Below are 21,235 nucleotides of genomic sequence, written 5' to 3'. Positions count from 1 at the left end.
GTAGCTTCGCCGGTTATCACGCGGCACCTCCAAAAGGGGTGTGTGGTAAAACCCGCTTCAGACAGGAAACAAATGCCGCTGAAGCCCTTCAGCCTCGGGCGCAGTCAGACGGGTGACGACCTGCGGGGGATGAAAGCCCGGACGAAGTTCCCTTAACGCCTCCATCGAAGCTGGGGTGCCGATTTCCACATCTCGCAGGACGAGACCATATGCTTTAGCTGAACCGTGCAGATAACGGTTGAAGTCGGCCCGAGCTAGTCCAGTTCGCGAACCACAAGCATCCCACACAGCTTCGTGATCCCCCTCGATGATGTCAGCAATCCAGGCGATGCCTCGCACCTCGCCGACTGGTTTGGTGACATATATCCAAAGGCGGCTCCCAAGCTTCATCGGTGGGATCTTCCGTCGGATCTCGACCGTTTTAGCACCATTAAAGATGGCATCAGCAAAGCGAGGACGAATGGAAATTAAAACGTCGTCAACCGATATCACGAAGCCATCCTTGTGTGAGAATTTGCGTTATCTTCTCACTGGGAAGCGAGACTGCGGAGATGAGGTTTGCTTTTCCAGCGGCGCCTATCGACTTTAGATAGCGTAGCGGGACTGGCGTAGGTAGTGTGAGAAGGTTGTCGAAACTCGTGATCAGGACGTCGTCCGTGGCAGAAAAGGCGTCGACGTCGTCGACCACAAGTCTACGCTGGCTCTCGGTGGAGATTTCGGCCTTTGGTTGTAAAGTACGATCAACGATACGCCCAACTGCCACGACTGCGCCACGACCACCTGTCCGCCTAGACTCATAAAACAGGATTGGCCCATCTACCGGCATAAGCGTTACGTTGCGTGGGGCACTGACATAGCCGCGACGTGCAAGAAACGCTGCGTCCTTCGCCTCCATAAAGGCAAAGGTGTGCTGAGGCGCCGTCCCCAGCAGTTCGTCGGCATAGGTTTTGGCAATCGGAACGATTGCACCGCTAATGCCCGGCCACGTTACGATCGCAGGAGAAAGTAGATCAGTAAGCTGCGAAGCAGGGTATCCATGCACTTGCCCCCCTGGCGAGATCAGCGAGATTTCCGTATCGTCGAGCGGCGTCGTTGGCATTTTGGCTGGGAGAACAAACCCCGTCCTTCGTCGCGTCTCAGCGGCGCAATCGGCCCAATTAGCGATGGTTAGTGGCCGCCCAAGGGCGATCTTCTGGTAGACTGCGCCTGAACGCGCCCGGATGTACCCTCGGGATTGCGCTACGCTGTTAACGCTTGATTGGCCCGGAATGTGGATCAACTCGATTGCAGTTGGATGTGTGATAGCCGCATCGCGCGTCAGCCTGTCGATCAGGAAATCCGCAAACAACCCAGCGTCAGTCTGATCCTCGCGGGCATGCACCAGCATCCGCGCGACAGGCTGCATACCTTGCGGCACAAGAAGGATGCCAACCGCTACCAAGCGATTCCCAGCCCGGATCGCCCGAGCCAAACGCATGGTGCCAAAGGCGGCCGAGTTGCAGAATTCGTGTGGTAGGTCGGCTGGCGCCGACACGAGAGTCAAGTAGGTCTTGAGCTCGGCATCACTCGCTTCGCCAAAAGAGAAACCTTCCCCGGCTCGCACGGTAGACGCCACAGGGATCGTTTCATCAGGAAGAAGCGACGCAATTTCGTCCAATGAGATCACATCGATCCCGATGTGATCGAGCAGAATTCCGCTTGCGGCGAGCAATGTTCCATCGCGTGTGATGAAGGCAGAAGCACGAGATAATGCGGCATGTGCAACATGCGCTGCATCGCTTAACGACTGGGTGGTGCCCGCTGCGGCCAGGCCCGGATCGACGAACACTATCTGATGAATCCGTGCGGCTAGAGCATTGAATCTCTCACGGTCAACCGACGGCAGACGCGGCAAACGCAGTGCCATTTGTAGTATGGGGTCATTCGAGCGGTCATTTGAAGTCCGTTTGAGTTCGAGTGCAAACTCATCGGAAACGGTAAGGCGAATCTGGTGGGACAGCGCGGCACCAAATAGAGCCCGTGCTTTTTCCGACTGACGCCTATCTCTGACAAGGTCGAAGTAGACGTTGAGGTCAAACGCATAGAGCGGGTCTTCACCTGCACTGCGACGCTTAATGCCGAGATCGAAATCAGTGGTTCGTTGCCTATCCGCAAATGCAAAGAGATTGTCGGATTCCAGTTCGCGGATATGGACGAGAATGGAGCGGTTCCTAGTCGCCCCTCCTTTGCGGCTCATCACTTCAACGAAACCATTCCGCCGATAAAAGGCGAGAGACCCCGCAAGCGTTTCAGCAATTTCTGCCTTCAAGCTCAAAAAGCCGTGGTTCTCAAGTCTTGCAACGAGCGTGCGAATGAGCGTTGAGGCGACGCCCTGTCGGCGCCAGTCGGGGGAGGTCGCGATCTGCTGAACTTTGGCATGCGGGAATACCCCGCTGTAGTGGATATATCCCGCTAGGCAGCCATCGGCTGACAGAGCAATCAAACGTCCCCGGTCGATTGCTTCTCGAATTGAATTCTCGGGCCAAAAGCCCAGCGACTCTTTTTCGGAATCTGCCAGTGCGACAATCGCCGGCAGCAGCCGGAATAGGTTATCGCGCTCGACGATCGTCGATAGGACCGTTCGCCCACTAGTCACCTGCCGCCATTCCCTCCCATCTGATTCTCAAGGCTCGACTGCGGATAGAGCCCGCCGATACCAATGATTTTCGGTAGTAGCCCAACATACGAAGCCAGGTCCTTGCCACAATTCGCTTTCAGGATCGACCGAGCAGCTTTCCCGCACGGCGGCTGCAGTGCCGCTTCAAAGCTCAATGACCCCCACTCAGCACGGACCAACACAAAGATAGGTCGGATTCTGCATTTGGGGCTAAACAGTGCGACCAATCCCGGCGTCGCGGTTGCCGCAACTGTGTGAGGCCAGTTTGGCGAGCATCGACTGTTGGGGAATATGGCCTAGCTCAGAGCGCAAGTTCGCTGAGCGCCTTCACCGCTGCGTCGCTTGCAAGGTGCCCGTAATGGCGCTCGATCATTTCGGCGCTGGTGCCCGAGATTTGCGCGATGGTCAGCAAGGGCAGTCCGGCGCTCACGAGATCGGTGATTGTGCTATGGCGCAACGTGTAGGCCGTTGCATCGCCCGGAAGCCCCGCAGCGGCGACGGCAGCGGCAATTGGTTTTTTCCAGCTATCCTTGTTCCATGCATTGCCGTTGGCGCGCATGAACAGCGCCGCGCCCGGCAACTTGTTTTTCGCCTGCTCGGCAAACAGCGCCGCCGCGTCGGAAGGCAACTTAATGCGCCGGGGCTTCCCGGTCTTGTCCTTGCCGATGGTCAATTCAGAGGTGCGCTTGTCGAAATCGCCAGCGGTTAGCGCTGCCAAAGCGCCTGGGCGCAGCGGTAACAGGCAAAGCGCGCGAACGAATGGCGCAGCTTCAGCGTCAATCTTCTCGAGGAGCTTCCGCCGCTCACTGCGATCAAGGTACAGGGTGCGCCGCCCGTCTGCATTCGGCGTGGCTTTCAAGGCTTCCTGCCAAGCTGCCTCAGAGTTGGGAGCACCGGGCGCTAGCACTTTCGCAAGTGCCGCCCGGAAGACAGCAATATCCCGGTTCACTGTCGAAGCGGCGCGCTTCCGAAGGACCGGCTCGCCATTCTTACGGCGGCTCACCAGTGCGGGTTGTGCCTCAAGGCGCTCGCGCCATTCCTTCAAATGGCGACGGTGCAGCTTGTTTAGCTTCACATTGGCAATCGGATCGGAATCCACATAGCGCCGAAACCGATGCTCAGCCTCAGGTCGGCTCTTGGCGTATGCCTTGCAGGCGTCGGCAACGGTTTCCGGCTGAGCCTCATTGTGCCCGCCGGACTCCACCAAGCGCGCGAACTTCTCAGCCTCCTCTTTGGCGGCTGCAAACTTAGCGTTCCCCGCCAGCAATGGAAATGCGCCGAACGCCGTTCTGCGATAGCGCCGCGTGTCTGGATCGTAGGCCCGCGCGTGCCAAGTTCCCTCACCGGCTTTTGCTGAAGGGGCAAAGCCCACAAAGCACCCGGGCTTAATCCGCTGCCAATGCGGCTCACCCTTCGGCAAGCACCTCAGAGCTTCCCGGATATTCACGCGGCTAAGGTCCATACGATGCCCCTAATCTCGGCCCTGAAATTCTCCTATAAAAATCCTGTAAAACATAACCGGACAGAATGGAACGATCATGCACGCAAATCCGCCATTTTTCTCAGCCCTGGACGCCGTGGGATGGTCATTCCCTGCACTCCGAAGGCAGAGGCCACAGGTTCGAATCCTGTCGGGTGCACCAATCATTGCAAATCAGATCAATCGCCAGGCTTTTGAACCTGCGTCGCTAACATGCGCCAAATCCGAGCTGCTGATCATAAGCCGATCTGGCCCGGCGAATCCGCGATGCTCCGGCTGTTGCCCGGCTTTCAACCCCATATGTTCAGGAACATTCCAGCAGCGATTGCCCCAAAGCAAAGGCTGATGACGATGAGCTCGGCGCCGAGCGTGAAGATTTCTCCGGCGATGCCGGGAACCACAGCGTTTCGGCGTCTGGATGCGGGGCTGTGATCCGGGAGGGGTGTTCGGGCGCGCTCCAGGACTTCGCTCGCAAGCGCGGCTGCCGCCTCAATGCGGGCCCTGGCTATCCGCTGCGGAAGTCCAGAGACCATGTCCAACGTTGTCTCGCTCCCCGCGAGAGGATCAAACTGGTCGGTGAAATGAGAGACCATGCTGCATGTCCCAACCTGTTCCCGGAACACTTGCTTATCGGACCACCGGCTCTCTGCAATTAAAATGTCAGCCTGTCATGAAAACGTCATTCAAATATGGATCGGAGTGATTCGCTTGGAGCCGCCTCCGCAGTGCGGTGCGCGAGGGTGACTTGACAGCATCGGGCCATTCGCGATCATGCCGGGGTGTCGGGTGTTTCCGGAGACCGCGCAGATGAACGCATCATGTGGGGTTGTCTTCGTCGGACGAAGCAACCGCGCGAAGCAGTCTGACACGTTTCCGAGGCTTTCGAGGGCCCTGGCCTTGCGGGGCTACCCGGTTCGCTGGTTCGAATCCGGCCGGACGGCTGCGGTCTACCGGATGAATGCGCGCATGACCCGGGTTGCACCTGCCATCGCCGCGTCGACCGGGCGCAGGCATCGCTTGCACCGCCGCATCATCCGCATCCTTTTCAAGACGCTCATCGCCTTGGGCGAGAAGGAGCGCTGGGACTTTCTGCGGGCGGCCATTGTCTCGCCACCGGTCGCGGCGGCCCGGGAGCTTGAGCGCTTCATTGATGGGTTGCCCATGGAACGCGTGCATATCATCGCGCAGTCCGCCGGAGCGATCTCGGCCACCAAGATCGCATCGAACCCGAAGATCAGCACGATCTGCTGCTTTGGCTACCCCTTCAAGCATCCCGACAATCCTGCCGAGAGCTATCGCACCCGGCATCTCCCGGCGGTCACGAAGCCTCTCCTCATCATCCAGGGCACGGCGGATGAATATGGGCCTGCCTCGCCAGACCTGCGCTCGGTGCTGCCGCCCCACGCCCGGCTGATCGCGATCGATTGCGATCACGATTATGCGAACCTGAGCGATGCCATGGTCGAACAGGTGCTTGCGGCGCTGCGCGATCTTATCGAGGTGCCGTAAAGACGCCGATGCGGCAGATCGGGCTCTCAGTCCGCGATGCCGAGCGCCGCCTTCACGCTGGAGAGGGCCTGCCGGTTCAACGTGGCTGCACGTTCTTCGCTGTCCGCTTCGGTGTAGCAGCGCAGTTCCGGCGCATTGCCTGATCGGCGCAGGTGGATGATCTCGCCGTTTGCAAAGGTCGTCCGGATGCCGTCGGTCGCATCGATCGTGCGGGCCTCGCCGGCGCAGGCGCCGAACAGCTTCGTCTGCAATGCCAGTTGCTCCTCGGCCGAGCCTGCCTGCAGCATGCCGAACAACTGCTCGCCCAGTTCCAGCGGAAACGCCTTGATCCGGTCGCTGAAGGTGACGCGCTGCGGCAGACTGGCGAGCTGCGCGGAAACGGTGCCGGCCCCGGCGGTGAGCACGAGCAGGATCGGCAGCACCGCGTCGCGCGTTGGCAGCGCCGTGGTCTTGCTGCCGCCCGCGCCGGTGATGTCCGAGCCGAGCAGGAAGCCCCCGTTCGCTTCATAGCCGCACACCACATCGCCCGGCGTGCCTTGCTCCTCGGTCATTGCGGCGATCACGTAAGGCGAACCGATCCGGGTGCGCCGGCAGCGCGGGAAAAGCCCCGAAAGCTCGAGCGCCGTGTTGCTGCTGACCGGCGTCACGACTGCTGCGGCGCCGACGCGCGCGGCCGAAAGGATGCCCAGCACATCGCCGCGCATCCACGTGCCAGTTTCGTCGGCGAGCAGGGGACGATCCGAATCGCCGTCGGTGGAGATGATCGCATCGAGCGTGCCCTCGCTCGCCCAGTCCCGCGCGAGGACCACGTCCTCGTCGCGGATGGCCTCGGTATCGACGGGAATGAAAGTCTCGGAACGCCCGAGCAGCACCGCTTCCGCGCCGAGCTCGCGCACGATCTGCGCCAGAACATCGCGGCCCACTGCCGAGTGCTGATAGACCCCGATGCGCTTGCCGCTGAGCGCGCCAGCGCCGAAATGATCGATGTAGCGCCGGACATAGACCGTCTCGACATCGGTGACCGCGGGCAGTTCCTCGGCCTCGGTCAGCGCTCCATCCTGCGTAAATGCGCCGCCCGGCAGATCGACGAGCTGGGCGGACATGCCCGCCTCATCTTCCTTGAGCACTTCGCCGTTCGGCCGATAGAACTTGATGCCGTTACGGTCTGCCGGGATGTGGCTGCCGGTCACCATCAGGCTCGGCACTTTTTCGGCAAACCCGTAGAGCGCGAGCGCCGGGGTGGGCACATAGCCGCAGAAGACCGGTATGCCGCCCGAATCGCGAACCGCCCGCGCGCAGGCCGCAAGGATCCGCGGCGTGCTCGGGCGCAGGTCTCCGGCCAGCGCGACTCGGCCGCCGGCCTGGAACTCGCCCAGCTCGGCAAGGTAAGACAGGAAGCCGCGCGTGTAGCCGTAGCAGACCCGGTCGGTCATCGCCAAAACGGTGCCGCGCGCGCCGCTGGTGCCGAAGGCGACGCCGCTTTCGGCCATGAGGTCGCGTACAGTGATCTGCGCCATGCGGTTGTTCCGATCCATCTCGTTGCGGCAAGTCGGCGCAGGTGCCACCAGGCAGCCTGATCGCCCGCGCTGCCCATGACCAAGGCTCTTCGCCCGATACGCGATGCGGTTCAAGACCGAAGTCGGCAATTCGTCGCAGCCCTTATGCGGCCCGCCCCGACGGGCGTCAGAGCGCCTTGCCCATCCGGATGATCGGAACTTTCACGCCCTCGCGCGAGGTCGCCTCGATGGCTTCGATCTCTCCATAGCCGCAGGCCTTGTAGAGCGGCAGTCCGGCCAGCGTCGCCATCAGCTCCGCCCGTCTGAACCCGGCCCCGTGCGCGGCTTCCTCGCAGAGCGCCATGATCCGCTTGCCGATGCCGCGCCGGGCATGGCCGGGATCGACGTACATCGCGCGGATCTTGGCGGCATCCTTCGCGGGATCGAGCGGCAGCGGCTCGCGCGCGACAATGCTGTCGTCCCCGCCGAACAGGGTAGCGCGCCAGCTCCATCCCCCGCAGCCGACCAGCGCGCCGGAATCCAGGATCATGAAATAGGTCCGGTCCTTCACCAGTTGGGTATCAAGCCCCATGATCTGGTGGCTTGCCGTGACCTGCTCGGGGCTGAGGAAGCTCTGCTGCAGTTCCTCGATCGCCCGCGTCATCAGCGCGCGCAGGCGCGGGAGGTCGTCTTCGGTGGCAAGGGCGTGGGCGAACGCGGTCAAATCAGTACCCGGCAACGCTGCCCACCGGCCTGCGCGGGTCGATCGCGCCGTAGAGCCGGTCGCGGTCGCCCGAAAGCTTGCCTTGCGCCGGCTTGCCCAGCGCCGGCCCGCCGACGAGGATCGTCGCGACCTGATTCCAGTAGTCCATCGGCTCCAGTTTGTGCCCCTTGGCCTCCAGTGCGGCGCGGGTTTCGGCGCTGAGCGCATTGGGTTCCATGAAGATGACGTCGGGCAGCCACTGCGCATGGATGCGCGAGGCATCGGTCGCCTCGGTCACGGTCATGCCGTGGTCGATCACATTGAGCATGACCTGCAGCACGCCCGTCGGAATATGGCTCCCGCCGGGGGTGCCGATGACCATGACGAGCTTGCCGTCCTTGGTGACAATGGTCGGCGTCATCGAAGAGAGCGGCCGCTTGCCCGGGGCGATGGCATTGTTGCTACCCTCGACAAGGCCATACATGTTGGGCACGCCGGGCTTCGACGAGAAGTCGTCCATTTCGTCGTTGAGAAGGATGCCGGTGCCTTCCGCCGTCACTCGCGCGCCGAACCAGTCGTTGAGCGTGTAGGTTAGCGAGACGGCGTTACCCGCGGCATCGACAATCGAGAAATGCGTGGTGTTCGAGCCCTCGTGCAATTGCCCGGGAACGCCGAGCGAAACGGACGGGGTGGCCTTGTCCGGGTTGATCCCGGCGCGCAGCTGCGCGGCATATTCCGGCGAGATCAGCCTGGCGACATCGGCCTTCACGAAGCCGGGATCGCCGAGGTTCACGTTGCGATCGTGGAACGCGCGGCGTAGCGCTTCGGTGAGGTAGTGGATGTTCTGCGCCGAATGCCAGCCAAGCTCGCCCATCGGATAGGCCGAGAGGATATTCAGCGTCTCGCACACCACGACCCCGCCGGAGCTTGGCGGCGGGGCGGAGATCACGTGATAGCCGCGGTAATCGCATTCGAGCGGAGCGCGTTCGATGGCGTGGTAGGCAGCGAAATCGGCTCTGCTCAGGATGCCGCCGTGGGCCTTGCTCGAGGCCGCAATCTTCTCCGCGATCTCACCCTTGTAGAAAGCATCCGCGCCCTTGTCGGCAATCAGCTGGAGCATGCGGCCAAGGTCTGCCTGCACCAGCTTGTGGCCCTTTTCGAAAGGCTTGCCGCTATCGAGGAAGATCGCTGCGCTGGCCGGATCCTTCGCGAAATCCTCCGTGCCCTCGGCAAGGAAGGTGGCATCGCCCTGATCCATGACGAAGCCATCGCGGGCGAGGCTGATGGCCGTGGCCATGAGGCGCGCGCGGGGCAGGGTGCCGAATTTCTCGCGGGCTAGTTCAAGCCCTGCGACCGTTCCGGGTACGCCGACGGCCTTGTGGCCGCGCGTCGAAAGCAGCGGGATCACTTTGCCCGCCTTGTCGAGATACATCGTCGGCGTGGCGGCGCCGGGCGCGGTTTCGCGGAAGTCGATGAAGCTCTGGCGGCCATCGGCGAAGCGCACCGTCATGAAGCCGCCGCCGCCGATATTGCCGGCCTCGGGGAACGTGACGGCCAGCGCATAGGCCACCGCGATGGCCGCATCGACTGCGTTGCCGCCGTCCTTCAGCACCTCGACCCCGGCATCGCTCGCCAGCCGGTGCGCGGAAACGACCATGCCGTGCTCTGCGCCCACCGGCACCTGCGATGCCGCATTCGCGCTGGTGATCGCGATCAGGGAAAGCGCCGCGAGGGCGGCGATTGCAGTGTTACGCAGGGCCATTGTCAGTATCCTCTCGTGCGCACCTCTGCCCCCGCGCTAATCAAAAGAAAAGGGGCGGGGAAGCCGAAACTTCCCCGCCCCGATGTGTTTGGCCTGCCCGTCTGGACCAGACCCGAACTTAGTACTTGATGCGGACCTTGGCGTACCAGAAGCCGCCGTTGAAGCCGAAAGGTCCGCCGTTACGGGCATAGACCTGGCCGTCAGCCGAACCGCCGGTGACCGGGTAGATCGTCAGCGAGGCGTTGGTCAGCTTGTCCGGGAAGGTGTTGAACAGGTTGTTCGCACCCACGCTCAGCGCCAGTTCACTCGACATGTTGTAGGTCACGTCGAGGTCTGCGGTCGCCTTCGCACCGAACACCTGGCCAAAGCCGTAGTCGGTCGCGTTGATCCAGGAGCCGTAGTAGTTGCCGCGTGCGGTAAAGGCGATCTTGCCCTGCGAATAGCCCACCGTGAGGTGGCCGACATCGTGCGGGGCGAGGTTGCCGATATTGCCGATCTGCGCCGCGCTGATCACGTTCGCGTTGGCCGACAGGACCTTGTTGTTGTTGTGGTTGTAGGCGAGCGACACGTTGAGATCACCAGCATAGAGCTTGGTGAAGTACGTGGCGACGACGTCGACACCCTGCGTGCGGGTGGTGAGGCCGTTGGTGAAGTAGCTCACCTGGCCGCCCACGCCCACTGCGCCGAGCACGGGGAACTTGTCGATGTCAGCCTGGGTGATCGAACCATCCGGGTGAGTTGCATCGACAACCGGGAACGGCTGCGAGATGAAGATGCGGTTGCGCACCTTGATGTTGTAGTAGTCGACCGTCAGCGACAGACCCGACATCGGCTGGGCGGTGAGGCCGACGCCGAAGTTGGTCGACTTCTCAGGCGTGAGCGGCTTGGCGCCGAACACCTGCGAGATTGCGCTGCCGACCGGGAAGGTGCCGGTCTGGATCGAAACGCCCTGGTTGAAGTTCGTCGTCAGCGTCGAGTTGTTCTGCTGACCCGGCGAAGGCGCGTGGAAGCCCGTGCCCACGGTGGCGCGCAGTGCGTAACCGGGGATGAACTCGTAGCGCGTGTTGATCTTGCCGACCGTCGCCGAACCGAACGTGTTGTAGTGCTCGTAGCGACCGGCGATGCCGACAGTCCAGTTGCTGGTGATGTCGGTTTCCGCACCGCCATAGACCGCAATGTTCTTCTGGCTCCACTTGCCGGCCTGCTGCGGGCTCACGCCGCCGTAGCCCGAAGCGCCGCCCTGGGCGTAGGCCTGGAAGTCCGACGCGGTGAGCTGGTAGGTTTCGTTACGATACTCGAAGCCGCCCGACAGCACGACCGGCTTGGCGAAGCCGACTTCGAGCGGATAGGTCAGGTCGAGGTTGAAGTCGGTTTCCTTCTGCGCCTGGCGGCCGAAATCGAAGCTGGTCTGCGTCGCGACGTTGTACGGCGCGACAGCGAACCCGGGGGTCGGCGTGAAGGCGGTGTTCAGCGAGTTGGACATCGAAAGATCGAGCGTGTTGCGGCTGGTCGAGGCCGAGACGTCGTAATCGAGCTTGCCGAAGCTGCCCTTGATGCCGGCGGTGCCCCACAGTTCGTTCACAACGCCCACGAACAGCGGCGTGAAGCCGGCCGGGTAGAGGTTGTGGAAATAGGGATCCTGCGTGGTCGAGCAACCGAGCGCGTCCGGACCCGGGGTCGGGTTGTAGTTGAGGAACGTGCGGCCACACTGCACCTGGTCACCAGCGGCCGGGTTGTAGCTGGCAGGCGACTTCAGCGTCGAGCCGGTCTTGTCGAGCACGGCTGCGGTCGAGGCGCGGTAGTTGAAGCTCTGCTCGGCCTTGCTGTGCGCGGCGTTGCCCACGAAATAGAACTTCGCGGTGTCGGAAAGCTCAAGCTCCGAGTTCACGAGGATCTTCCAGCCGCGGCTGGGCGAGTTGCCCCAAACCTGCGCGGGCAGCGGGTAGAACGGCAGCAGGCCGACATCCCCGGGGTGCTGCGCGGCAAACGCCAGCGCCGTCGGGCGGGTCTTGCCGCGGCTGGTGCGGCCGTCGTCGTTGTATTCGCCCGAGATGTTGATGAACGCGCGATCGCCGAGCTTGAGGCCGGCATTGGCCGCGATCTGATAGCTCTTGCCGTCGCCGTTCTGGTAGTACTGGCCGTAGCGGCCCTGCACTTCGAGGCCTTCCTTGTTGTCGCGGATGACATAGTTCATCACGCCGGCGATCGCGTCCGAACCGTACTGAGCGGTTGCGCCATCGCGCAGGACCTGCAGGTTCTTGAGGGCGATTGCGGGAATCGAACCGATGTCGGCGCCCTGGGCGCCGTAGCTGAGGCCGGTGTCACCACCCGAATAGACCTGCACCAGCGCCGAACGGTTGAGGCGCTTGCCGTTGATCATGACCAGCGTTTCGTCGGCCGAGAGGCCGCGCAGCGAGGGCGAGTGAACGAAGGTCGAGGCGTCCGAGATCGAGTTCGACTGCACGCTGAACGAAGGCACCACGTTGCGCACGACGTCGAGCAGGTTCGACGACGCCTGGGTCGCGATTTCCTTGGAGCCGATAATGTCGATCGGCGAAGCCGAGCTCGTCACGGTGCGGTCGGTACGGCGCGTGCCGATGACGACGATGCTTTGTGCAGCTGCGGCATCATCGGTCGCGGCAGCAGTGTCCTGCGCGAAAGCGGTCTGCGGAGCAGCCACGCCGGCAAAGGCGGCCGCCGAAGCCAGCAGCGCGCCGCGCAGGGCGAGATTGGAAAGGTTTCGCACGATAGGGTACCCCCTGAATTGAGCAGCCGGACAAATTTGCCCCCCGGCCTGCCTTAGGTTGAAGCGGGCCGTGGATATTCTTTCGATTGAAAGTGTAAACTGGTTTGCAGGGCAATCCGCATGCCGCACGTGCGAAACCGCGCATTGTGTGACATTTTTGCTATTGTCGGTGCGGCACGGCCACAGACGTTTTTGCTAGGATTTTCATCACTCTCGCAGCGCTTCCTGCGAGATGCGGATGAGCGGGCCGAAGACGTAGCCCAGGATCGTCTGGCGCCCTGATCGGATCGCCACTTCGCCCGTCATTCCGGGGATCACCGGCATGCCCGCCCCGAAACTGGCCCGTCCGGCATCGAGCCGCACGCGGTAGTAGAGCCCGCCGCGCGGGTCCTGGATCGCATCGGGCGAGACATCGACCACTTTGGCCTCAAGTGAGCCGTAGACGGTGGAATCATAGGCCGAGATCTTGATCCGTGCGGGCAGGCCCGGCCAGATATTGCCGCGGTCCTTGGGCGCGATGCGCGCCTCGATGATGACTTGGGCAGCTGCCGGCACGATCTCCGCCACTGGTTCGCCGCCGCGGATCACCCCGCCCGCCGTGCGCACATTGAGCCGATTGATCACGCCATCGACCGGCGCGCGGATTTCCTCGCGCGCGACGCGGTCCTGCACCGCGCCGAACTGCTCGTCCGCCTTGGCAAGCTCCAATCGCAGCCCAGCCGCCTGCGCGCGGGTCTGCTCCATGTCACTCGCCCAGATTTCGCCGCGCCGTGCGGCGGATTCGCCAAGGCCTGCAGACGATTGCGGGATCTGGTTCGCCACATCGGCAATGCGCGTGCGCAGCGAAAGCAGCGCCGCGCGCTTGTCGAGCACATCGCGCTCGGAAACCGCATCCTCGGCATAGGCGCGCTCAAGCTTGGCCATCTGCTCCATCGCCAGCCGCTCCTCGCTGCGCAGATTGGCAAGCCGCGCCTGGAGCGAGCCAACCTCGGCGGATTTCGCGCGCGCCTGCTCGTTGATCACGCCCACCTGGCTCATGCGCTGCGCCCGGCGGCTGGCGAACAGGCCTGCCTCGCTCGCAGCGATTTCGGGTGCTTGCGCGGCGAGCTCGGGCGGCGGCACGAAGCTGCCCGCGCCCGAAATCTCGGCATCGAGCCGGGCCAGCATGATCCGCTTGGCGACGAGATCGGTCCGCGCGCTTTCGATGGCAGCGCCCGTCGAGGCATTGCTGATGCGCATCAGCACCTGCCCCTTGCGGACGCGCTGGCCTTCCGAGACGAGGATTTCCTTCACGATCCCGCCTTCGAGGTGCTGCACCAGCTGGTTCTGGGTCGAAGGCAGCACGCGCCCGGCCCCCCGCGTCACCTTGTCCACGGTGAACAGCGCCATCCACAGCACGACGAGTGCGAACGTGATCGCCAGCGCCCTCAGCAGGCGCGATGGCGCACCGATCCCGATCCGCGCGCTCCACGGCAGCGCTGCGCCGATGGGCTGGCTGGCGAGCGCAAGCTTGCCGCCGAGCACGGCCTCGGCCTCGCCAGGGTGCAAGTCGTCGAACAGGCTGGCCCCGCCGAGCGAGACGATGAGCGATTGGCGAAGGCGCGTGAAGCGCATGACAGGACCCCGTTAAACCAGAAGTGTTGCCCGGGATTTACCATTCATTATCCTTGTTTCGGCTTGCGCCTCCCTTACGCGCATTCCCGTAGGTCGCGCTTCACCCCCCATTTTCCATAAGCTGGCAGTCCCGGCTGGAAAGCAGGGTATTTGCCATGACCAGACCGCCTTCCGCCCGGCCGCACGCCTGCACTGCAGGCGGCCTCGGCCGGATCCTCCGCCGCACTTCGCCAAACCCGCCGCCCTCAGCGCAAGGCCAGCCAGTCATCACCCCGATGCCCGTGCTCGCGGCGCTCGAGGCGCTCGCGTCCGCCCGGGGCATCCGGCACGGCCGCGCCGTGCTTGGCGCAGCGCTGCCGATGGCGCAGGAAGGCCTTGCCGCGAAACTCGCCCCGCTGGCGCTGGCGCGCATAGGGCTGGAAGCATACTGGCGCCCGCTCGGCCACCGCGTGCCCGATGCGGCAGACCTGCCGCTCGTCCTGCTGTTCGCCAGCGGCGGCGCCGTCCTGATGACCGGGGCTTCCGGCGCCGGCCAGATCGCGGTGCGAGATGCGAACGGCGAACAGGTCATGCCCTTCGCCGCCCTGCGACCGCTCCTTGCGGGTGAGGCGCTCCACAGCGGCCCGGTCGATCCGGTCAACGGCGCCAGCGATGCGCACGAGCGCGATCTCATCCGCCGAAATCCCCGGGCTTGGCTGCTCGGCGCCTATCTCGCCGAACGGCGTCCGCTGGGCCAGATGCTGCTGGCGAGCGCGCTGCTCAATCTCTGTGCGCTCGCCATCCCGCTCTACATGCGCGCGATCTATGACCGGGTGGTCCCGAACCTTGCGATCGAGAGCCTCTGGGCACTCTCCATCGGCGTGACGCTCGTGCTGGTGTTCGAACTGCTCCTCAAGAAGATCAAGGCCCGCTTTGTCGAGGCTGTCGCCACCCGCGTCGGGCAGGCGGTGCAGCACCGCGCGGTCGTCACCGTGCTGCGCGCCCGCGCGCCGACACAAGACATGGGCTTCGGCGCGATGCTGACGGGTCTTCGCGATCTGGAGCAACTCTCGCTGCTCGTGCCGCATGCCATTGCCACGTTCTGCGTCGATCTGCCGTTTGTGGTCCTGCTTTTCGCGCTGATCGCGGCCATTGGCGGGTTCACCGTGCTGGGGCCCGTTCTCGGCGCTATCGGCCTGATCGGCATCGGCATGGTCTGCAACTATGCGCTGAAGCTTGCCAGCCGCCGCGCGTCGAAGCTCATCCAGGCGCGCAGCGATCTCACCGCCGAACTCACCAGCGGCTGGACCACGATCAAGGCCAACCATGCCGAAGGCCTGTTCGAAGGCCGCTGGGACCTGATTTCGGATCATCTCGCCATGGGCAACAAGCAGGTGCGGCACTGGTCCGAACTCCCGGCATCGTTCTCCGGCTTGCTCGTCCAGCTGGTCACGGTGATGGTCGTCGTTATCGGTGTCCTGCAGATCAAGGCTGGGCTGATGACCACCGGCGCGCTGATCGCCGTGGTCCTGCTGACGGGCCGCGCGATGGTTCCCGTTGCCGCTACCGTCGGCATGTTCGCCCGCGCTTACCAGAGCCTCGCGCAGTTCCAGGCTCTTGCGGGGCTGCTCCAGACCGAGCCCGAGCGCGATGTCTCCGATCCCGCCGTCAGCCTTGCGCCCGTTCGCGGGGCGCTCGCAGTGGCGGGCCTGTCGCACACCTTCAGCGGCAGCGCGGCGCCCAGCCTTTCGGGCCTCAGCTTCTCCATCCGCGAAGGCGAGCGCGTCGCGCTGATCGGCAAGTCGGGTTCTGGCAAGTCGACGTTGCTCCAGCTCCTTGCCGGTCTCCTGCCCGCCGAACACGGGCTCATCACGCTCGATGGCCACGCGCTGGACCGTTTCGCCATCCCGCACTTGCGCCAGAACGTGATCTACAGCGCGCAGGACGCGATGATTTTCGAAGGCTCGGTGTGGCACAACATCCTGCTCGGCATGCCCGAACCGGCAGTCGCGGTGGTCGAGCGCGCGATCCGCTGCTCGGGGCTCGACGGGTTCGTCGCGCGGACGGCGGAGGGCTACATGCGGCAGGTCGGCCCGCGCGGATCGGCCCTGTCGGGCGGCCAGCGCCAGTCGCTCCTGCTTGCCCGCGCGCTGGTGCGCGATCCCAAAGTGCTCCTGCTCGATGAGCCCACGGCCTCGCTCGATGTGGCAAGCGAGCAGGCGGTCATCGCCGGGCTGGCCGAGGCGACGCGCGGCAAGACGCTGATCGTTGCGACCCACCGCCTCGCCCTGCTCGAGATCGTCGACCGGGTGATCTGGCTCGAGCAAGGGCGCATCCTCGCCGATCGGCCCAAGGCCGAAGTGCTGGCCCAGCTCGCGGGTCAGCAGGCGCAGGCCAATGGTAAACGGCCCCCTAGGGAAGCTGCCTGAGCGCCCCCGCCCAGACCCCTTAAACGCCATGGCTTATGGCCGGTTAATCAAGGTGCTGCGCATGCCCGCGCTGGCACCTCAAGGAGCAAGACGTGGCAGGCGCATCCGCCGACGGCGAAGTCAATCACTGGCCGGCATTCGTGGACGTGCTCACCACCGTGATCATGGTGGTGACCTTTCTGCTCGTGATCATGAGCGCCGCCGTCATGCAGCTTTCGCAGCGGGTGATCGCCAATTTCAAGCAGCAGATGATCCAGCAGGAGCAGTTGCAGCACAAGACCGGCAAGGATGGCAAGCCGGTGGCCTGCGCGCCCGGCGCGGCCCCCGTGCTCTCTCCCCGCGATGCGGCAGCCGGCACGTCCGTCTCGGAACTTGGCGCCGTGCTGCGCTCCCCGACCTTGACCGACGGGGCCGAGCGCCTCTCCATCCGCACCCGCGAGACCCCCGAGACGCTGAAGCTCCAGGTCAAGGCCGAGGAGCAGCCGGACGATGCCAGCGGCGTCGAGGTCAAGACCGCCGATACCCTGCTCAAGATTGCCTTCGCGCCCAATGCGGCAACCTATGATGAAGCCAATTCCGCCCGCGTCATCGGCTTCATCAAGGCCAAGGCGCGTCCCGGCACGAAGTACGAGATCTGGTCCTTCGCCCCTCAGACGCGCTCGGTGTCCGAAGCGCAGCGGATCGCCTTCTACCGCGCCGCGATGACCCGCAATCTCCTCCTCAGAGCAGGGCTCGCGCCCACTGATGTCACGACCCAGATCCGCGTCACCGACGCGGACTCTCCCGATGGGCACATGGTGCGCGTGGTGATCAAGCCGTGATCGCCGCCACCCGTTCCGCCTCCCGTGCCGCCCCCGGATCAACCGCGATGGAAAGGAAGCTCCGCGCCGAACTCCTCAAGATGTCCGTCATCATGGCGGTCCTTGCGGGGCTTGGCATCTATGCTCACGAGTTCGTGATCGATGGCATAAAGGCCAAGCTGGCACTCAACCTGTCGATCTTCGCGATCTTCGGGGTCGCGGCGGGGATCGCCTTTCGCAACGTACTCTCGCTGCGCAACGAAGTCATCGCGCTGCACGCGCTGCAGGTCGATTATGGCGAGCGCGCCAGGCGCCCGCGCGATCCCTATGCGCAGCCTGCAGTGGTGTTCCACGAACCCGAACTGCTCGGGCAGGGCTACCGCCTGATTGCCGAGGAGCTGGGCAAGCAGGACAATCTCGAGATCGGCGCGGACACGGTGCAGACCCTGCTCCATGATGTCGATCAGCGCATCAACGATCGCAAGTCGACCATCCTCTACTTCTCCGGTCTGATGGTCTTCCTCGGCCTGCTCGGCGCCTTCATGGGCCTGATGAAGACCGTGCATTCGGTCTCCGACCTGATCGGCGCGATGGACGTCTCGGGCAGTGCCGGTCCGGACAGCTTCGGCAAGATGATCGAGGGCATGAAGGCACCGCTGAACGGCATGTCGGTGGGCTTCAGCTCGTCCCTGTTCGGCCTGATGACCTCGATGGTGCTCGGCGCGCTCGAACGCTGCATGACCAGCGCGATGAAGACGCTGCGGGGCGAGTTCGAACTCTGGCTGTCGAACCTCGCGCAGCTCGAAGCCGGGCAGGGTGAAGGCTCCGCCAGCCCCTCGCGCGATTTCGCTTCGGTGCGCCGCGCGATCGAGGCCGGCGCGGCAGAGCTTGCCGAACTGCGCGCTGCGATCATCGATCTGGCGCACGGCGCCAAGGCCGGTCAGGCCGAAATCGCCGGGCTGACCGGTGCAGTGGGCATTCTTGCCGATGGGATCGCTGGCCTCTCCGATCCGCGCCCGATCATGCGCCCCGTGGCCGATGCGGTGGCCGAACTGGCGCACAACCAGTCGGCCATGCTCGCGCAGCTCGCCGCGCTGCACGAAGATGCTGCGGCTGACCGTACGCATATCCGCGCCACGCTCGCCGCGCTCGGCGTGCTGGCGGAACGGTCCGCCACGCTCGATGGTGACGAGATCCACCGCCAGCTCGACAGCCTGATCACGCTTGCGGGCGAAGCGCAGCATGCGCCGCGCCATGCGGTGGAACCGGCAGCCCCCCGGCCACCCGCATCCTGGCTGGACCGCCTTGCCGCCCGGCTCGGGTTCTCGCCGCGCAGTGCCGCGCGCCGCCAGCTTGCCGAAGCGCGGCTGCTTCGCCGCAACATGCAGGGCAGCCTCGCCGCCAACCGCCGCGCGCTGCGCGAACTCGGCGCACGGATTGATCGGCGGCTGGAGCGGCTCGCGGTTGCCTCGGCGCATCACCGCGATGCCATCGCCCGCCTCGATCACCGCAGCGCCGAGCACCGCGCCGCGTTCGAAACCTTCGCCGCTGCGGTGGCGCGTGCGCCTGAGGACGACGCCATCCGGCTCGGCGATGCGCGCACCGAGATGGAGCGCCTGCGCCGCCGCCTTGGCATGCGCATCGAGCCTCCTGCGCCGGCACCATCTGCCGAAGCTCAGGCCGTTCCCACCACCCGGCGCGGAGCACTGTGATGGCGCAGAATTTCAACCCGTTTGGGCGCCGCCCGGTGTTCTCGCGCGCCGATGTGCGCCACGATTGCCGGATCGATGGCGAGATCGTCCTCACCGAAAAGATGGTGAGTTACGAGGGCCGGCTGATCAACCTCTCGCGCGGCGGTGCGATGTTCCGCCCGCGCCTTGCCTACCTGATGAACCGCCGCGGCGATGCGGTGCAGGTCCAGGTCGCCGGTCTCGTGCTGGTCGGCGAGATCGTCGCAACGACCCCGCTCGGGTTCGGCGTCCGCTTCGAGGTGCCCCTCGGCGACGCCGAACTGGTGCATCTGCTCACCCCCGCAGTCGCCGCCTGAGCCCGCACAAGCAGTCCCTGCAAGGGCTAGCGCGTAGGGCCTGCTTGCGCCGCAATTAACCATGTCGGCCGCACACCCACGCGGGATCGAAGCGATCATGAAGGAAGGCCGAGTGCCGCATCGTCTTGCCAGACTGCCGCTGACGGCGCTCGCGACCGGCCTTGCCGCCGGCGCAGCACTGGCGGGGTCTGCGGCCCTTGCGGCAGAGCCTGCGGCTAACACGGCAGTCACTCCGCGACTGGCCTATGTGCTGGAAGGGCTCGACGGACCGGATCTCGTCACGCATTCCGGCGTGGGCCGAGGATCTGTTGCGCCCCCGCCGTCACCTTCCCGCGAAACCCCGGCAATGATCCGGTTGGCTTCGGCGAGCCCGCTGCTCCCGGCCCCGTTCGCCCCCGCGATCCTCAAGGACCTCGTCCCTCCGCTTCCGGTTGCCGAGCAGGCCGCCGGGCCCGCGCCGGTCATGGCGCAAGGCCCGATGCCCGATGGCTCCGCGCTCGCTGCGAGCCTTGGCCCCGAAGACGAACTCCCCGCGCTAGATCCTGCGCAGCCAGCCGTGCTGTCCCGGCTCGATGGCCCCGGCCCGCTCCCCAAGCCGCGCGCGCAAACGCCAACGCCGGAGCCGCCCGATCAATCACCCACCGATGCGGAGGCACCCGCCGCGCCCGCCGCCCCCGGCAAGACCGAATCCCTCACCGATGCCATCGTCGCTTCGTTGCGCGGCAATCCGGAAATCCAGATCTCGCTCGCCCAGCAGGATGATGCCCGCTACGGCGTCGATGAAGCGCGCGCGAACTACCTGCCGCGCATCGACATAAGCGGCGCCTGGGGCCGCGAATTCGCGCGCACGATTCCCTCAGCCGCCTCGCAGCGCTACCGGAGCGAGGCGACGGTTGCGCTCAACCAGAACCTCTGGGATTTCGGCGTCACCATCAACGACATCAAGCGCGCCCGCGCCAGCTACCGCTCGGCGCAATGGGGCACGCGAGAGCGGATCGAGGCGATTTCCTACGATATCGCCAATGCCTATCTCGGCGTACTGCTCCAGCAGAACCTCGTGTCCCTCGCCGAGGGTGAGATCGCTTCGGTGCGCAAGATCCTGCGCATCGTCACCGTACAGAAGGACCTGGGGCTCACCACCCCCGCCGATGTCGAGCGTGCGCAGACCCGGCTCGACAACGTGCGCTCGCAGCTGCTCGACCGGCAGAGCGCGCTCGAACAGGCGCGCAATGCCTACAAGCGCCTCACCGATCACATGCCGCTGCGCGCCGCCGAAGTGCCCGCGGCCGGGTCCGCACTGCCCGAAAGCGCCGATGCGGCGGTCGATCTCATCGATACGCGCAGCCCGCGCCTTGCCCAGGCGGTCGAGGATCGCCGTTCGCTCGACAAGCAGTACGATAGTCAGGCCGATACCGCGCTGCCCCGCATCGGCCTGTCGATTGCGAGCGACTACCGGCAGGACGTGCTCGGCGCGACGGGCCGCGCGGTCGATGCGCGCGCAATGGTGACGTTCTCCTACCGGCTCTACAACGGCGGCGCCGCCACCGCGACCAGGCACCGCATTGCCGCGCGGCTGCGCCAGGCCGATTACGAGCTTGATCGCCGCCGCCGGGAAGTCGAGCAGGATATCCGCATCGATTACGCCAGCCTTGGCGCCGCGCGCGAGAAGATCGCCACGATCGAAGCGGAAATCGCCTCCGCCGAGCGCGTTGCGGATCTCTACAAACAGCAGTTCCGCGGCGGGCGGCGCACGGTGTTCGATCTGCTCGATGCCGAACAGCTGCTGTTCGCCGCAAAAGCCAAGCAGAACGCCAATCTGATTGCGCTGCGAGCGGCGGAATACCGCGTGCTCCAGAAGCTGGGCGGGCTGTTCGATCTCGTCAGCGGCGGCCAGAAGCTGCCCGATCTCGCCCGGCCCGCGCCCGGCGGCGAGGACTGAAGGCGCCGCATACGTGAATATCCGGAGCCCGCTCCGGCCCAAGCCCTAAGCTCGTGGCCGCTAGAACCGGGAACC

The 21,235-nt window shown here is 64.7% G+C and carries 15 protein-coding genes; 6 read left to right on the top strand and 9 right to left on the bottom strand.

All coding sequences use genetic code 11. The annotated features are described in order from the left end of the window. Positions 1-57: 57 nt before the first annotated feature. From ACO056_RS01685 to ACO056_RS01670, 4 genes are all read right to left on the bottom strand, one after another. The gene (locus ACO056_RS01685; protein WP_421850883.1) at positions 58-492 is read right to left on the bottom strand and encodes an ASCH domain-containing protein; all 435 of its coding nucleotides are present in this window, start codon (positions 490-492) and stop codon (positions 58-60) included. After that, positions 479-2,635 (bottom strand): GNAT family N-acetyltransferase, encoded by a 2,157-nt coding sequence (locus ACO056_RS01680; RefSeq protein ID WP_421850880.1) that lies wholly within the window; start codon positions 2,633-2,635, stop codon positions 479-481. Before ACO056_RS01680 ends, ACO056_RS01685 begins: the two co-directional genes overlap by 14 nt. Positions 2,636-2,957: 322 nt before the next feature. Then, positions 2,958-4,118 carry a tyrosine-type recombinase/integrase gene (locus ACO056_RS01675; RefSeq protein WP_421850877.1) on the bottom strand — a complete coding sequence of 387 codons (1,161 nt, stop codon included), beginning with the start codon at positions 4,116-4,118 and terminating at the stop codon, positions 2,958-2,960. 308 nt (positions 4,119-4,426) lie between these two features. Continuing rightward, on the bottom strand, positions 4,427-4,729 hold the full coding sequence (locus ACO056_RS01670; RefSeq protein WP_421850873.1) for a hypothetical protein: 303 nt from the start codon (positions 4,727-4,729) through the stop codon (positions 4,427-4,429). Between the two features lie 193 nt (positions 4,730-4,922). Between ACO056_RS01670 and ACO056_RS01665 the strand changes: the two genes are divergently transcribed. After that, complete coding sequence (locus tag ACO056_RS01665; RefSeq protein ID WP_421850870.1) at positions 4,923-5,645, top strand: alpha/beta family hydrolase; 723 nt, start codon at positions 4,923-4,925, stop codon at positions 5,643-5,645. 26 nt (positions 5,646-5,671) lie between these two features. Here the strand turns inward: ACO056_RS01665 and ACO056_RS01660 are convergent, their stop codons facing one another. The 5 genes from ACO056_RS01660 to ACO056_RS01640 all read right to left on the bottom strand — a co-directional run bounded on the left by ACO056_RS01660 (position 5,672) and on the right by ACO056_RS01640 (position 13,966). Further along, a complete protein-coding gene (locus tag ACO056_RS01660; RefSeq protein WP_421850867.1) occupies positions 5,672-7,162 on the bottom strand; it encodes a phosphomannomutase in 1,491 nt (496 codons plus the stop codon). A gap of 166 nt (positions 7,163-7,328) precedes the next feature. Continuing rightward, on the bottom strand, positions 7,329-7,865 hold the full coding sequence (locus ACO056_RS01655) for a GNAT family N-acetyltransferase (RefSeq protein WP_421850857.1): 537 nt from the start codon (positions 7,863-7,865) through the stop codon (positions 7,329-7,331). 1 nt (position 7,866) lies between these two features. Further along, the gene (ggt, locus tag ACO056_RS01650; protein ID WP_421850854.1) at positions 7,867-9,606 is read right to left on the bottom strand and encodes a gamma-glutamyltransferase; all 1,740 of its coding nucleotides are present in this window, start codon (positions 9,604-9,606) and stop codon (positions 7,867-7,869) included. 118 nt (positions 9,607-9,724) lie between these two features. After that, on the bottom strand, positions 9,725-12,352 hold the full coding sequence (locus ACO056_RS01645) for a TonB-dependent receptor plug domain-containing protein (protein ID WP_421850851.1): 2,628 nt from the start codon (positions 12,350-12,352) through the stop codon (positions 9,725-9,727). A 207-nt stretch (positions 12,353-12,559) separates the two neighbouring features. Next, a complete protein-coding gene (locus tag ACO056_RS01640; RefSeq protein WP_421850848.1) occupies positions 12,560-13,966 on the bottom strand; it encodes an HlyD family type I secretion periplasmic adaptor subunit in 1,407 nt (468 codons plus the stop codon). 155 nt (positions 13,967-14,121) lie between these two features. On the opposite strand from ACO056_RS01640, the gene ACO056_RS01635 reads away from it, so the two are divergent. From ACO056_RS01635 to ACO056_RS01615, 5 genes are all read left to right on the top strand, one after another. Further along, positions 14,122-16,374 (top strand): ATP-binding cassette domain-containing protein, encoded by a 2,253-nt coding sequence (locus ACO056_RS01635; RefSeq protein WP_421850845.1) that lies wholly within the window; start codon positions 14,122-14,124, stop codon positions 16,372-16,374. Between the two features lie 92 nt (positions 16,375-16,466). After that, complete coding sequence (locus tag ACO056_RS01630) at positions 16,467-17,195, top strand: hypothetical protein (protein WP_421850842.1); 729 nt, start codon at positions 16,467-16,469, stop codon at positions 17,193-17,195. Between the two features lie 47 nt (positions 17,196-17,242). Beyond that, the gene (locus ACO056_RS01625) at positions 17,243-18,886 is read left to right on the top strand and encodes a hypothetical protein (protein WP_421850839.1); all 1,644 of its coding nucleotides are present in this window, start codon (positions 17,243-17,245) and stop codon (positions 18,884-18,886) included. Then, positions 18,886-19,221: a PilZ domain-containing protein gene (locus tag ACO056_RS01620; protein ID WP_421850836.1), complete on the top strand. Its 336-nt coding sequence runs from the start codon at positions 18,886-18,888 to the stop codon at positions 19,219-19,221. Before ACO056_RS01625 ends, ACO056_RS01620 begins: the two co-directional genes overlap by 1 nt. A gap of 61 nt (positions 19,222-19,282) precedes the next feature. Continuing rightward, the gene (locus ACO056_RS01615; protein WP_421850833.1) at positions 19,283-21,160 is read left to right on the top strand and encodes a TolC family outer membrane protein; all 1,878 of its coding nucleotides are present in this window, start codon (positions 19,283-19,285) and stop codon (positions 21,158-21,160) included. Positions 21,161-21,235 lie beyond the last annotated feature (75 nt).

This window comes from Novosphingobium sp., assembly GCF_965228995.1.
In the GTDB taxonomy this organism is placed as follows: domain Bacteria; phylum Pseudomonadota; class Alphaproteobacteria; order Sphingomonadales; family Sphingomonadaceae; genus Novosphingobium.
Note: the sequence above shows the minus strand (reverse complement) of the source record. Positions and strands in the feature narration are given on the sequence as shown.